A 13,597-nucleotide genomic window follows, 5' to 3' on the forward strand; every position below is an offset into this window, starting at 1 on the left:
CTTCCGTCCAACGAGTATGCATGGTTGCTCGATAAATCTAAATGCAATATATGCTACAAATAATGAAATCAAAACCAAATAAATTACGGTTGAGAATCCTTTTTGCTCATTAAATAGCGTAAATGTATCTGTATACTTGTGGAATACTTCAATTACCATTGCATACGTTGAATATATGGAGTATGAAATATTTCCTAAGATATTAAGCGATTTGTTTTCTTTTATCTCACTAAATGTTTCAAATACTAGCGCTGATAGAACAAGAACTGCACTCCATGATCCCCATAGAATCGGTCCATGCCATAAACTTGAACTGATAATATTCCCAGTGCCGTGATAGAGAAAACAAACATGGATATAAGCTTTGTCCACAGCTAAGACTGTTAAAAATGAGTGAAAAGCGACCACATGTGAATCAAGTGTGGATAAAAAACAGTACCTTTGGTAAACAATTTAACAGAAGCACTACCGTTAACCGACGAACCCCACATACGATGGTGCCCTCATAAGTGTGGGGTTCTTGTTATTCAGTTGGGTAATTTCAGCGTACCAGCCTCATAAAGTCTCAATCATTCATCTGATAGAGACTTTACCTAATGCTTCAGGACTGTTTATCTTTACGAAACAGTATGAATCTGGATGTCGCTAAATTGATAATCATGCCAGCAATGCTTCCTGCCGCGATGCCGATAATCGGATTATCAAGAACCAACGTATATGATGTGATTAGCCAACTGTAAAGGCCATAATTAACTATACCACCCCCCAACATCAGGACAAGATATGACAGAAATTCGTTTTTTAGACTCATCCCAGAACGTTGTTTTTTGAAAGTAATACCTCGATTGAATACCCACGTCACTAGCACAGCGGCGAAAAATGAAAACCCTCTCGCAATAAACGGTCCCCAGTATCCACGTAAAAGGTAAAGCACCGCAGTATCAACCAAAAACCCGATGATGCCACTAATTCCGAAGAAGAAAAATTCTCTCAGAATTTTTATCATCTTTCTGAATCCACATCTGGCCGTGGTACTCCAAGATAGACAAGTCGTTTCATTTCATGTCGCCCTCTGGTCACATTGTCCAGAATTAATCCACAGACGAATGATAATGCCGCAGACATCATTATTGATGCCGCTAGTACGGCAGTTGGCAGTCTTGGTACAAGTCCATCACGCAAATATTCTGTTAGCAGCGGGAATCCCAGCACTATCGATATAAGCGCAAGAGTTAAGCCACAAATACCAAAGAAAGCAAAAGGTCGCTCGCTAATATATAGTCGTCCAATCGTCTTTAATATTCTCCACCCATCTCGGTATGTAGACAACTTGCTGACAGAACCTTCCGGACGAGCTCCGTAGGCAGTCATTACCTCACCATACGGCATGCGAAGTTCTAATGCGTGTACAGTCAGTTCAGTTTCAATTTCAAAACCGTTGGAAAGAGCGGGGAATGACTTTGCGTATCGGCGCGTGAAAGCACGGTAACCGGAAAGCATATCAGTGAAGTTACCACCAAATATTTTAGCAACACTTTGAGTCAGTATATAGTTTCCCCACTGATGCCCACGCCTATATGCCTCTCCTGCAATTTCTTGTTTAGTTTCTCTACAGCCGACCACCATATCAAGATTGTGGTCCAGTAGTTTGTCAACAAGGTTTCGAACCGCACTTGCATCATAAGTTGCATCTCCATCGACCATCACGTAAACATCTGCATCGACATCGGCAAACATGCGGCGCACCACATTCCCTTTACCTGACAGTGGGACTGAAACGACCTTGGCCCCGGCATTCTGTGCAACTTGGATCGTTTGATCTGTAGAGTTGTTATCAAAAACAAAAACATCTATCTCTGGCATAGCTTCACGAAATTCACGAACTACTGCTTCAATCGCGGCTTCTTCGTTATAACAGGGAACGATTAATACCACATGCTGACCACGATAATACATACCAACCTCGTTGAAATTATTTCTTTGTTTTTATTGACAGTAAGATAAATGGAACGCTTGTCGAAGTAGCCAAGATTGACCAGTACGCATATCTAAAATCAGAAGCAACACCGACAAAGAAATACGCGAGAAGATACAAGAAACTTGAGGTATTCAAAGCAAGAAAAACATCTCTCGCAAAACTCTTGCGCGTACATAACCCATAAAATGAAAATGCAAAGGAAGCTATGAGCCAAAAACCTGGTTTAAATATGAACGAGTCTTTTAAAAGACTGGTTGTAATTTCAAGAGTTCTGAACATCCCTGTTTGTTCAAATTTTGAACCATCTGAAATTCCCAGCGTCTGATTGTCCAGCACTGCTTTTGGATGCCACAACAACTTCACGTAATTTTCATAGCGATGCTTTAGATAAGCACTAGGCTCATGATATATACTGGTAACCCACTTTTCCATTAAAGTGCCATCACTCCAAGCGCCAGAATTTTGTATTTGCTTTAGAACAAAACCACAATCACCCCAAGCGTAGACGTCCCAAGCACTAGAATCATAACATATTGAAGTTACTTTATTTTTTTCTTCACCACCCCAATTTTCTTTAAAATAGTCTTTTCCAGAAAAATGAGAAATTCCTCCAATATCAAAAATTATCAATGATTGATATACGCGAGACTTCGAGGCGTTTAGAAAACCGTAATTAAATGCTGCATTTACAAAAATTGTAAATGCAGGGAATAGAATACAAATAACCATCAATTTTTTCCATGAGTGCAGTCTACTTTTATTGAAAAGTAACCATACCAATGGTAATAGACCAAATATTGCATTGAAGCGGAGCATGCTTCCCATGACTAGTAAAAAGCCAGCGAGAAGCAACCATTTCTTTCGCCTTCCCTCCTCTAGGTAACTGCCTACGCAAATAACGCCAACTGCGAAAAGCCAGATAACACCGTGGAGTACATCTTTCCATATGTGACTAAGTGTACCGATCGTGAACGGCATGAAACCAACAACAACAACTGCTATCGAGAGTTTTCTGTGGCTTAGTGGGATAGACAATGACAAAAGTAACAAAGCCCCCCAATACAAAAGGCATTCAATCAACAGCATTCCAAATGGGCCTGGTATCCAGTCATTTATAATTGCCCAGATAAAGCTCATGAGTGGCGGATGCCAGTCATTGAAAATAAAGACTGTCCCTTGCTGATATTGATCTAAAGCGTCGCTAGTGACTATTCCAGGAAAAAATGCCCGTAAAGTGATTATTAGTCCGAGCATGGCTAAGGAAACCTGTGGAAGGATAGCCTTTGTGCAGAGTTTTGAAGTTAACATTTAGTTATCTAATTTTTTGAGGTTTCTGTATCTTAGAGCTTAAAATCATCCCATAGAAGATTTGTTCAAGCAAGAGTTATAGGGTTCAGAAGAGAGAAGTTATCAAAGCATCTAAACCTGTTTTGACAACCACTTACCTATTAATAATTCAAATAAAAACGCTATAGTTGCGTAACCTTAGCTCCTGACGCGACATCCCATTGGTTAATAACAGCACCTAGTAGTTTCACTTCGCAATTAGAACCTGATGCATACGAATCGCGTCATACATTTGCATGCTGGGCATTAAGTGCGGGTGCCAATCCAAACTTTGTAGCAAATCAAATGGGCCACGCATCGGCACAGATGATTTACAACGTATACGGGAAATGGATGTCAGAGAATAACCTTGATCAGATGGCTATTTTGAACGCTGGTTTTAATGACAATACCCCACTCATGCCCCAAACAATAGCCATCTGATATAAATTACTTATATATCAATGGTTATCTGGCCCACTGCGGTTTATTCAAAATATGGTCTTGCCAATCGATAACCTCGCTCTCACGTACGGCAATATGACGTACCGAGATCCGCTCACCGTGCATCGCGGATTTTGAACCGGCTAACAAGGGATGCCAACTCGCCAGACCACGGCCCTCGCCCACCATGCGATAAGCACACGTAGGGGGTAACCACTCAAACGTCACCAGATTCTCTCTGGTTAACTTGATGCAATCTTCTTCTAATTCAAAGCGGCGCTCATAATTGCGGCACTGGCAGGTTTTGAGATTGAGCTGATCACAGGCCACATTGGTGAAATAAATTTCATCCGTGTCCTCATCAATCAGTTTATTCAAGCAACATTGGCCGCATCCGTCGCACAGTGATTCCCATTCACTATCTGACATTTCAGCGAGTGTTTTTTGTTGCCAAAAAGGAAGTTGTGACATATCGGTATCCGGTGTGAATAAATGAGCGGGTCGTTATAGACGCTTTGGCCGCCAGATGCAAGTTTTGCCGCCCAGCCTATTGGCTTAAGCGGCAAAAAGCCGCTTAGATTATGCGGGTGTTCAACGTTTTACCATTTAGCATAATTTTCAGCATATCGCCTGATTTCATCGGCCCGACCCCTTGTGGGGTGCCCGTCAGAATGATATCGCCAGCACGCAAAGTAAAGAAACGACTGATATAACTGATTAGCGGAATGATGGGTGTGATCATATCGCGAGTGTTGCCTTGCTGGCGAACCTCATCGTTGATGATCAGCGCTAAGTCAGCCTGTTGTGCATCACCAAATTCAGCCACCGGAATAAAGCCGGAAATCGGGCAAGAACCATCAAATGCTTTAGATTTTTCCCACGGCTGGCCCGCTTTTTTTAAGTCAGATTGCAGCTCGCGCAGAGTCAAATCCAATGCGATGCCATAACCGGCTATTGCACGCGCCACACGGTCTTCACTGGCTTGTTTTAACGGCGTTCCGATCAAAACGGCCAATTCTACTTCATGGTGTACTGCACCGAACTCTTTCGGGATCGACACGGGCTGGCGAATATCGCATAGCGCGGTTTCAGGTTTAATAAACAGCACCGGTTCAACTGACTTGGTGCTTCCCATCTCTTTAATATGTTCGGCATAGTTACTGCCAACGCAAACCACTTTACTCACTGGAAAATCCAGCAAAGCCCCTTGCCAGTCTCTATGTTGATACATACTGCTCTCCTGAATTGACATCCTGCCTGAATTTGCATTCCGCTAACCATTGCGCCACAGTTACACAACCTATCCGCAATGATTATGTGTTCGCAGACATTATTGACTTACTCTATCTGCCATCATACCAATACTGATGGCGAAATAGTAAGAACGGTTCCAGTGCATAATAGTGCGGAAATTATCATAAACCAGAAATGCCCGCCCTTGTCCATCATCAGGTATGATGACCCAAGCCCGTAGATCTGAGTTGGCAAAGTTGCCACCGGGTACTGGAATTACCCCGAGTTGCTGCCATTGCGTAACGCTTTTGGCCTGACTGTCTTTTAAGCCCGCAAGCTTAACGTCAAACCCTTCAGGCAACGTTGCTTCCTGGCCCCAATCAATACCAGGCGTCCAACCTTCAGTAGACAGATAATTAGCAGTAGAAGCAAATACATCATCGATATTATTCCAAATATCAATTTTCCCATCGCCATCGCCGTCAGCGCCATAGGTCAGGAAAGAGCTAGGCATAAATTGGCTCTGCCCCATTGCTCCGGCCCATGATCCTTTCAACTCTGGATCGTCAACCTTGCCTTGCTGAATGATTTGCAATGCAGCTATCAACTCTTTGGTGAAGAACGCCTCTCGCCGCCCTTCAAATGCCATGGTTGATAAGGCAGAGATGACATCCTCTTTGCCTTGAAACTTGCCAAACCCACTTTCCATGCCCCAAAGCGCCACGATATAGCGCTCAGGCACGCCATAACGCGCAGTAACTTGTGATAACTGAGGCTGATAGCGCTGATATATCTCTTTACCTTGTGCGACTTTTGCATCAGTCAAAACTTTGTTCAGGTAATCATCCAATGTGACTTTTTTTTCTAGCTGATTGCGATCTGATTGGATGACCCGGTCCACAAAATGAATATTGGCAAACGCTTTATCAAGCGTAGCATCGCTGATCCCTTTGGCGCGAGCTTGTGCCTTTAACTGTTCGACATAAGCAGGAAACTGCGCCGGATCGCGCCCTTGCTGGGATAATGTCATTTTTGTACTGCTATTAGCAGCGGGTGGATTCAGCATGGTTTGTGGTGCTGTTGCTGGCGTTTGTTTGGTTAGTGGGGCCGCAGCATTCTTATTGGTACATCCCACCGAGATAAGCGTTAGCAGAGCAACCGCAATCATTGACAATTTCATCGACGCGTTCCTGTGTAAAAAACAACCAGAGAGGAAGCTGGAAATTTAAAGTTAGGTCAGATTTGATACATGGGCATCCACCTTAGTGTTGTGATGGATGCCATAACGGCAGGTAATTTTTATGAACAATCAACGCTATACGTTAGTTTCGCCCAAATGCATTTTTAATAAACTTTCAAGTGGCGGTGGGACTTGCAGATAAAAGCCCTGTTCAATGAGTGCACTCTTTACCTTCTCGATATCCGCCGTTGCCAAGGTTTTGCGTTCATTTAATGACAGCAACATAGCAAACTGTGGCTTGCCAAAACTGATCAGTAATTCAGCCGGTATCCGCGAAAAATCATCTTTCTTTTCAATATACAGGTAGGTTTGATCCCGTTTAGGGCTTCTATAGATAGCACAAAGCATGTTCTGGACTCTATTTGATGAATTCATAAGTAGACTGTAGATATTATAACACGCAAGCCTCGCAGAGAGGCTTGGGATATCAATAGATATTGATGCCTATACTGCCGGCACAGGGATCAGGCACAGCATATTGGCGTTTATCATTTTCGGTGCGCCGAGGTGGGTAATATTCCTGCTGTTGACATTTGGCCTGTTTTTCGTTTTCCCGCTTTGCCGCTTCGGCATCTATCCGCGCTTTTTCCTCATCCAATTGCTTTTGCCATGACTCAGCACTTGGCGCCGCGGATCCAAGCGCCTTACGTTTTTCAAGATAATCGGTGGGAACCTTACTGTCTTTTGGGATTTCAGCGTGATAGCCAAAGTCCGCTAATGCAGTAAATGAAATCGGTAAAAACATAAAGCAGATAAATGGTAGTGGGATGAAACTCCTTTTCATTACTGATTTCCTTCAGAACAATGAGTGCAGAAACCGCAAAATATCACAAAATGATTATCATTCTCAATGAAAAATCACTAAAAGAAATAATAGTGGTTAGTGTCATTTATCACTGAGACGAAAGATAGGCTCTGCTGTGTTTTAAATTACTACTTGCTCGTGGAATGTCACGATGCGCAGATTACTGAGTGAGATTTCTCTGAAATAATAGTGTGAACTATTTCACTATGTCGTTAATAGCCCCACTCAATATCCCTATTTCATCAGCTTCAAAGTGATAATAATGGTGAACCATTACTTTATTTTATAAAAATCGGCTTCACTTGATAAAAAAATGCCCATATCAGATTAAAAATTGCGACTTTTATGGGTGGAGCTAAACCGGCCATAAGCAGGTTTTCTTGTTGAAAAAATACACAATTTAACAATGGAAGTGATAACCGCCAAATATAGGCATGTCAGGGCTAGCGAATAAGCAGAAGTTATGCTGTAATTTCTTGTCAGATTGAAGTTATTCTGACCTTAGGATTTCAATATATTGATACGGATAGATTTATCTTTATATTACCTATAACATGCTTAGGAACATCAGAATATTGTACCCCGAATGGTATTTTGGGGATTAAACGTAGCTGAAACTGAGTCAGGATAGATGTCACAATCGCCAATTGAGTTAAAAGGCAGTAGTTTTACCCTATCGGTCGTTCATTTACACGATTCACGGCCGGAGGTAATCCGTCAGGCATTACAAGAAAAGGTGGATCAAGCCCCCGCTTTCTTGAAAAACGCCCCTGTTGTGATTAACGTTGCAACGTTACCAAACGGTGCTAACTGGAAGGATCTCCAACAGGCTGTCACTTCAGCAGGTCTGCGAATTGTTGGCATTAGTGGTTGTCAGGATGAGCGTCAAAAACGGGCGATAGCACGTGCAGGTTTGCCGTTACTGAGTGAGGGTAAAGGCCAGAAGATGGCCCCCGAATCCATTACCAGCCCGCCGGAAAACGCGCCTACCAAGACACGCATCATCAACACACCTGTTCGTTCCGGCCAACAGATTTATGCCCGTAATTGCGATTTGATTGTTATCAGCAGTGTCAGTGCCGGTGCTGAATTAATTGCCGACGGCAATATTCATATCTATGGAATGATGCGAGGCCGTGCGCTAGCAGGTGCATCCGGTGATGCCCAATGCCAGATTTTTTGCACACATCTAGGCGCTGAACTCGTCTCTATCGCGGGGCAGTACTGGTTGAGTGATCAGATCCCGCGTAACTATTTTGGTCAGGCTGCGCGTTTGCATCTGCTGGATAACGCATTAACTATACAACCTTTAAATTAAGCCCTTTTGACAAGGAATCCATTTCATGGCACGCATTATTGTTGTTACATCGGGTAAAGGGGGCGTTGGCAAGACCACATCAAGCGCGGCTATCGCAACCGGCTTGGCCCAAAAAGGTAAAAAAACCGTGGTGATCGATTTCGACATCGGCCTACGGAATCTAGACTTGATCATGGGATGTGAGCGCCGGGTAGTTTATGATTTTGTTAATGTGATTCAAGGTGATGCCACTTTGAACCAAGCATTAATAAAAGATAAGCGTACAGATAATCTGTATATCCTGCCGGCTTCTCAGACCCGTGACAAAGACGCCCTGACCAAAGAGGGTGTTGAAAAGATTTTAAACGATCTTGGCGATATGAATTTCGAGTTTGTGGTATGCGACTCCCCTGCGGGTATCGAAAGCGGTGCCTTGATGGCACTCTATTTTGCTGACGAAGCCGTTATCACCACTAACCCTGAAGTCTCCTCGGTTCGTGACTCTGACCGCATCCTCGGGATACTGTCTTCCAAGTCACGCCGTGCTGAAAATGGGCAAGATCCAATTAAAGAACACCTGCTGTTAACCCGCTACAATCCTGGGCGTGTTAATCGCGGCGATATGCTTAGCATGGAAGATGTCCTCGACATTCTGAGGATCCCACTGGTTGGCGTTATTCCAGAAGATCAATCTGTATTGCGCGCCTCGAATCAGGGCGAGCCTGTGATTCTGGACAAAGAGTCAGATGCCGGTAAAGCTTATGACGATACCGTTGACCGTTTGCTAGGAGAAGAACGCCCCTTCCGCTTCATTGAAGAAGAGAAGAAGGGCTTCCTGAAACGCCTTTTTGGGGGATAAACCATGGCTTTGTTAGACTTTTTTCTGTCCCGCAAAAAACCGACAGCCAATATAGCCAAGGAACGGCTGCAAATTATCGTCGCTGAGCGTCGTCGTGGGGACAGTGAGCCCCACTATTTGCCTGACTTGAAACGCGATATTTTGGCGGTTATTTGTAAATATATACAGATCGATCCTGAAATGCTGCATGTGCAATTTGAGCAGAAAGGAGATGATATTTCGGTACTTGAACTTAACGTGACATTACCGGAAACGGAAGAAACGCCTAAATGATTTCTTCGCAATAACTACCCCCTGTATTTATTTACAGGGGGTACTTTCGTTTAATTAACTGTATATACATCCAGCAAATAACGTTAATAAATATATCCGCCACCAAAACAAGAAAGTTCTTAATCTCCATTTCAATTAACCATAAAGTACATATGAATTAAATTGAAACACTCAGAGTGAAGTTACCCCCCACCCCGAATATAGATTAATACTGCTTCAAAATCTCAGTCAATTCCAGTGATAACAAATCGCCCCGCCACCCGCTTAATAATTCAGGCTGCGTATCCGTTGATTTTAGTTTCCAATGCCAACTGAGTAATTGGTTTATTTGACGGCGCGACGCCAGTAACTCACTACTCAGCCCGCTACGCTCACTAACTGACAGGATTAACGCTTTAATATCTTTAAAGACTTTCTTGTAGCCTGGCTGGTCAATCAGGTTAGCCACCGGTTGCGGGAGCTGCTCTTCCGGTACAGCATTCCCCTCAGCCACCAGCGCCAACAAAATACGCCCATGATAGCGAATCTCCTGCCCACTCAGGCCCAGGGAATCTAGCTCACCCAACGATGTTGGCTGATAACGGGCAACTTGCCACAGGTTCTCTTCACGCACCACAAAGTTAACCGCCAGATCACGCTCACGCGCTTGGCGCAAGCGCCATGCCGCCAGTTTCTGCAAACATGCCAACTGCTGGCCGCGTAACTGCCAGGCATTCGTTATCTCACGATAGGCAAGCTCTGGGTCAAGTGTTTCACTGCGGCGGCGACACAGCAATTGGCATTCATCTATTGCCGCATCCATACGCCCTGCGGCTTCAGTGGCTTCAACTAATTTAGCTGCCAAGGGTAATAGGTAGAAAACATCGGCGGCGGCGTAATCACATTGCTTTTCACTGAGTGGGCGGGCAATCCAGTCGGTACGTGATTCACTTTTATCTAACTCGACACCTTCAAACTCATTTACCAGCATGGCAAAACCGCAAGATAGGGTTCGGCCAGAAAATGCCGCCAATATCTGAGTATCTATCATTGGCGTCGGCATCCGGCTAAAGGCATTTAAAAATACCTCGAGATCTTCACTACCAGCATGCAGGTATTTCACCACATTCAAATCTTGCAGTAACTCACTGAAAGGTTGCCATTCAGTAATGGGTAAGGGGTCAATGAGTGAAAGTTGTTCACCGTCATACAGTTGAATCAGGCCCAACTGAGGATAGTAGGTGCGCGTTCTGACAAACTCCGTATCCAACGCAACATGAGCATGTGTCCGGGCTTGCTCGCAGACCTGCTGCAACGCACTATTGGTCGTGATCAACTGATAATTCAAAACATGATTCTCTTGGTCGTTAGTCTATGACAAACACAACAACGCCGGCGATGACCGGCGTTGTTGATAATGGAGTGACGCTGTTAAATTAGGCGGCGCTTTGTTCGCTACCGTTAGCCTTAACTTGCTCGTCACGCAGTTCCCTACGCAAAATTTTGCCGACATTTGATTTCGGCAACTCGTCACGGAACTCTACTATTTTCGGTACTTTATACCCTGTAAGGTAGCGTCGGCAATGGGTTAGCAGCTCTTCGGGTGTCAGTGAGGCATCTTTTTTCACGACAAACAGTTTTACCGTCTCACCAGAGACCTCATTAGGCACGCCAACCGCAGCAGACTCCAGCACTTTCGAATGTAACGCTACCACATCTTCGATCTCATTGGGGTAAACGTTAAAACCAGAAACCAGAATCATATCCTTTTTGCGATCAACGATGCGCAAAAAACCTTGCTCATCAAGCGTCGCGATGTCGCCTGTTGCCAGCCAACCGTCTTTTAACACTTCATCCGTCGCGTCTGGTCGCTGCCAATAGCCTAACATAACTTGTGGCCCACGCACCCATAGTTCGCCCGGCTCGCCTAATCCCACTTCGTTCCCCTCATCATTTATCAACCGAACATCGGTAGAGGGTACAGGCAGGCCAATGCTGCCACTGTAGTGTTTCAAATCATAAGGGTTGCCAGTCACTAGCGGCGAGCACTCGGTCAAACCATAGCCTTCCAACAGATGTTTCCCGGTCAGTTTTTCCCAGCGCTCAGCAACCGCTTTCTGCACTGGCATGCCACCACCAACAGAAAGGCGCAATGTAGAGAAATCCAACTTGGTAAATTCTTCATTATTTAACAAGGCGTTAAATAAGGTATTCACTCCCGTCATTGCCGTGAATGGGTAGCGACTTAGCTCTTTTACCATCCCTGGGATATCACGCGGATTGGTTATCAATAAGCTGCGCCCACCTAACTCAATGAACAGTAGGCAGTTCATGGTTAAGGCAAATATGTGATAAAGGGGTAACGCCGTGACCACTAGTTCGTGACCAGGTTGCAGCAAAGGCGCATAAGCCGCTTTCGCCTGTTCCAGGTTCGACTGCATATTGCGGTGTGTCAGCATTGCGCCTTTCGCCACACCAGTAGTACCACCGGTATATTGCAAAAATGCCAGGTCAGTATTGATAACATCCGGCTTAACATACTGCATGCGACGGCCTTTTTGCAGCGCGGTACGGAACGAAATAGCATCAGGTAGATAATATTTTGGTACCAGTCGTTTGATGTATTTCACCACGAAATTAACCAGCGTCCCTTTAGCCGTCGATAGCTGGTCACCCATACGCGTTAAGATGACATGCTTGATCTGGGTTTTAAAAACGATCTTTTCCAGTGTGTGAGCGAAATTCGAGACAATGACAATTGCCACAGCCCCACTGTCATTCAGTTGATGCTCCAGCTCGCGCGGGGTATACAGCGGGTTAACATTCACCACCACCATACCTGCACGCAAAACGCCAAACAATGCTATAGGATATTGCAGTAGATTGGGCATCATCAATGCGACACGGTCGCCTTTTTGCAACCCTAAGCCTTGCTGTAAATAGGCGGCGAAAGCACGACTGCGCTCTTCCAACTTACGGAAAGTCATCACCTCCCCCATATTGATGAATGCAGGTTGGTCCGCATAACGCAGTGCGGCATTCTCAAACATTTCCACCAAAGAAGAATAGCGGTCCGGATCAATCTCTGCGGGGACATCCGCCGGATAGCGCTTTAACCATACTTTTTCCAAGGTAGTACTCCTGAAATTATTATTGGTCGCCAGGGTAAGACGCAAATTAGCACCAGAACTTTAACAATATTTTAACTCAGCTTACCAGTTTGCTTTTAAACAATTTTGAGGTTGGGATATACATCACTATTTTCTGGCGCTGAGATCTCAAAAATAATCAAGGCGGCCAATGCCGCCCATTAAAATTCAATAAAATCAAAATATTACAAGAAACCTTTATCATTTTACACTGTAAGCCTTTGATTATAGACTCTTTTACGTTTTATCCACGTAAAAAAGGCGCTAAATTCAGCGCCTTTCATGTATTACGTTATAACTTCTGACAGTAATCCAAACCGGTTAGGTTAACTACTCCGTAACGATAGTTTGAATCTGCGCGGGCCCTGGATTGTACCAACCACCCCATCCCGGCCCCCACATTCCAGGGTTATGATAACCCCACGGGCCCATTGCTGGTGGCATCATCACTTGTTGTGCAAGATTCCAACGTTTGTAACCGGTGGCATTTATCACCACAAAGTTATACGGTGTCATCCCAATTTTACCGGCTTCAACACCGGTAATCGGCCCAACCACGGTCACGAGATGACCGCGAAAATCAACTGGTTCAAGGAAACCATTAACATAGGCGATCACTCGCCCTTGTGAAGGCTCCCCCAAAATAGGCCTGGCACCTGAATCTAAGGGCACGCTGGCGATTTCAAGCCGGGTGCGATGCGCTTCGTTAGCCACATTAATGACTGTCCCACCAAAACGCGCTTCCTGACCTACAAATACCTTCGGATCGGTTCGAACCAAATTAAGATTTTGCTGCGGCGTCACAGTAGTACCCTGAATAGCGGGCGGGACCGTAATACAGCCGGACAGGAGCAAAACGCCCAATCCTAGCCAGCCACACGTCCATTTACGGCTTCTATTCTTTATAGATTGAGTTGTTGACGTATTTATCGCCATCGTGTGCTGCTCCTTATCATATCTATAGCTATCTGAATATTTTAGACTCTAAACAGGATGACAAGTTGCTATATCCTT

Annotated in this window: 14 protein-coding genes and 1 pseudogene; 4 read left to right on the forward strand and 11 right to left on the reverse strand. The window is 44.6% G+C overall.

Annotated features, from left to right (window positions below):
* Positions 1–601: 601 nt before the first annotated feature.
* From EL015_RS11475 to EL015_RS11485, 3 genes are read right to left on the reverse strand one after another with little or no spacing between them, the layout of a single operon-like run.
* On the reverse strand, positions 602–1,006 hold the full coding sequence (locus EL015_RS11475; RefSeq protein WP_032907585.1) for a GtrA family protein: 405 nt from the start codon (positions 1,004–1,006) through the stop codon (positions 602–604).
* Positions 1,003–1,956, reverse strand: coding sequence for a glycosyltransferase (locus EL015_RS11480; protein WP_005190954.1), 954 nt, complete (start codon positions 1,954–1,956; stop codon positions 1,003–1,005). Before EL015_RS11480 ends, EL015_RS11475 begins: the two co-directional genes overlap by 4 nt.
* A gap of 16 nt (positions 1,957–1,972) precedes the next feature.
* On the reverse strand, positions 1,973–3,286 hold the full coding sequence (locus EL015_RS11485) for a hypothetical protein (protein WP_005190952.1): 1,314 nt from the start codon (positions 3,284–3,286) through the stop codon (positions 1,973–1,975).
* A 249-nt stretch (positions 3,287–3,535) separates the two neighbouring features.
* Here EL015_RS11485 and EL015_RS21935 point away from each other — a divergent pair.
* Positions 3,536–3,748: pseudogene (locus EL015_RS21935) on the forward strand (site-specific integrase); the annotation flags it as partial.
* Positions 3,749–3,772: 24 nt separating this feature from the next.
* Here the strand turns inward: EL015_RS21935 and EL015_RS11495 are convergent.
* The 5 genes from EL015_RS11495 to EL015_RS11515 form a co-directional block, all read right to left on the reverse strand.
* Entirely contained in the window at positions 3,773–4,219 is a 447-nt protein-coding gene (locus tag EL015_RS11495) for a YcgN family cysteine cluster protein (protein ID WP_005190942.1), read from the reverse strand.
* A gap of 103 nt (positions 4,220–4,322) precedes the next feature.
* Positions 4,323–4,979, reverse strand: a complete 657-nt coding sequence (locus EL015_RS11500) for a fumarylacetoacetate hydrolase family protein (protein WP_005190938.1) — start codon at positions 4,977–4,979, stop codon at positions 4,323–4,325.
* A 99-nt stretch (positions 4,980–5,078) separates the two neighbouring features.
* On the reverse strand, positions 5,079–6,161 hold the full coding sequence (locus EL015_RS11505) for a lytic murein transglycosylase (RefSeq protein WP_005190937.1): 1,083 nt from the start codon (positions 6,159–6,161) through the stop codon (positions 5,079–5,081).
* 135 nt (positions 6,162–6,296) lie between these two features.
* Positions 6,297–6,569, reverse strand: a complete 273-nt coding sequence (locus EL015_RS11510) for a YcgL domain-containing protein (protein WP_005190934.1) — start codon at positions 6,567–6,569, stop codon at positions 6,297–6,299.
* Positions 6,570–6,648: 79 nt separating this feature from the next.
* Positions 6,649–7,005, reverse strand: coding sequence for a hypothetical protein (locus EL015_RS11515; protein ID WP_032907583.1), 357 nt, complete (start codon positions 7,003–7,005; stop codon positions 6,649–6,651).
* 652 nt (positions 7,006–7,657) lie between these two features.
* Between EL015_RS11515 and minC the strand changes: the two genes are divergently transcribed.
* From minC to minE, 3 genes are read left to right on the forward strand one after another with little or no spacing between them, the layout of a single operon-like run.
* The gene (gene minC / locus EL015_RS11520; protein WP_005190925.1) at positions 7,658–8,344 is read left to right on the forward strand and encodes a septum site-determining protein MinC; all 687 of its coding nucleotides are present in this window, start codon (positions 7,658–7,660) and stop codon (positions 8,342–8,344) included.
* A 25-nt stretch (positions 8,345–8,369) separates the two neighbouring features.
* A complete protein-coding gene (gene minD / locus EL015_RS11525) occupies positions 8,370–9,182 on the forward strand; it encodes a septum site-determining protein MinD (protein ID WP_005190923.1) in 813 nt (270 codons plus the stop codon).
* A 3-nt stretch (positions 9,183–9,185) separates the two neighbouring features.
* Positions 9,186–9,455: a cell division topological specificity factor MinE gene (gene minE / locus EL015_RS11530; protein WP_002211180.1), complete on the forward strand. Its 270-nt coding sequence runs from the start codon at positions 9,186–9,188 to the stop codon at positions 9,453–9,455.
* A gap of 205 nt (positions 9,456–9,660) precedes the next feature.
* On the opposite strand, the gene rnd is transcribed toward minE, so the two are convergent.
* The 3 genes from rnd to EL015_RS11545 all read right to left on the reverse strand — a co-directional run bounded on the left by rnd (position 9,661) and on the right by EL015_RS11545 (position 13,519).
* Positions 9,661–10,782, reverse strand: coding sequence for a ribonuclease D (gene rnd / locus EL015_RS11535; protein ID WP_005190918.1), 1,122 nt, complete (start codon positions 10,780–10,782; stop codon positions 9,661–9,663).
* An 88-nt stretch (positions 10,783–10,870) separates the two neighbouring features.
* Complete coding sequence (fadD, locus tag EL015_RS11540; protein ID WP_032907581.1) at positions 10,871–12,565, reverse strand: long-chain-fatty-acid--CoA ligase FadD; 1,695 nt, start codon at positions 12,563–12,565, stop codon at positions 10,871–10,873.
* Between the two features lie 348 nt (positions 12,566–12,913).
* On the reverse strand, positions 12,914–13,519 hold the full coding sequence (locus EL015_RS11545) for a Slp family lipoprotein (protein WP_032907579.1): 606 nt from the start codon (positions 13,517–13,519) through the stop codon (positions 12,914–12,916).
* Between the last annotated feature and the right edge of the window lie 78 nt (positions 13,520–13,597).

Source organism: Yersinia intermedia, from assembly GCF_900635455.1.
GTDB classification, from domain to species: Bacteria; Pseudomonadota; Gammaproteobacteria; order Enterobacterales; family Enterobacteriaceae; genus Yersinia; species Yersinia intermedia.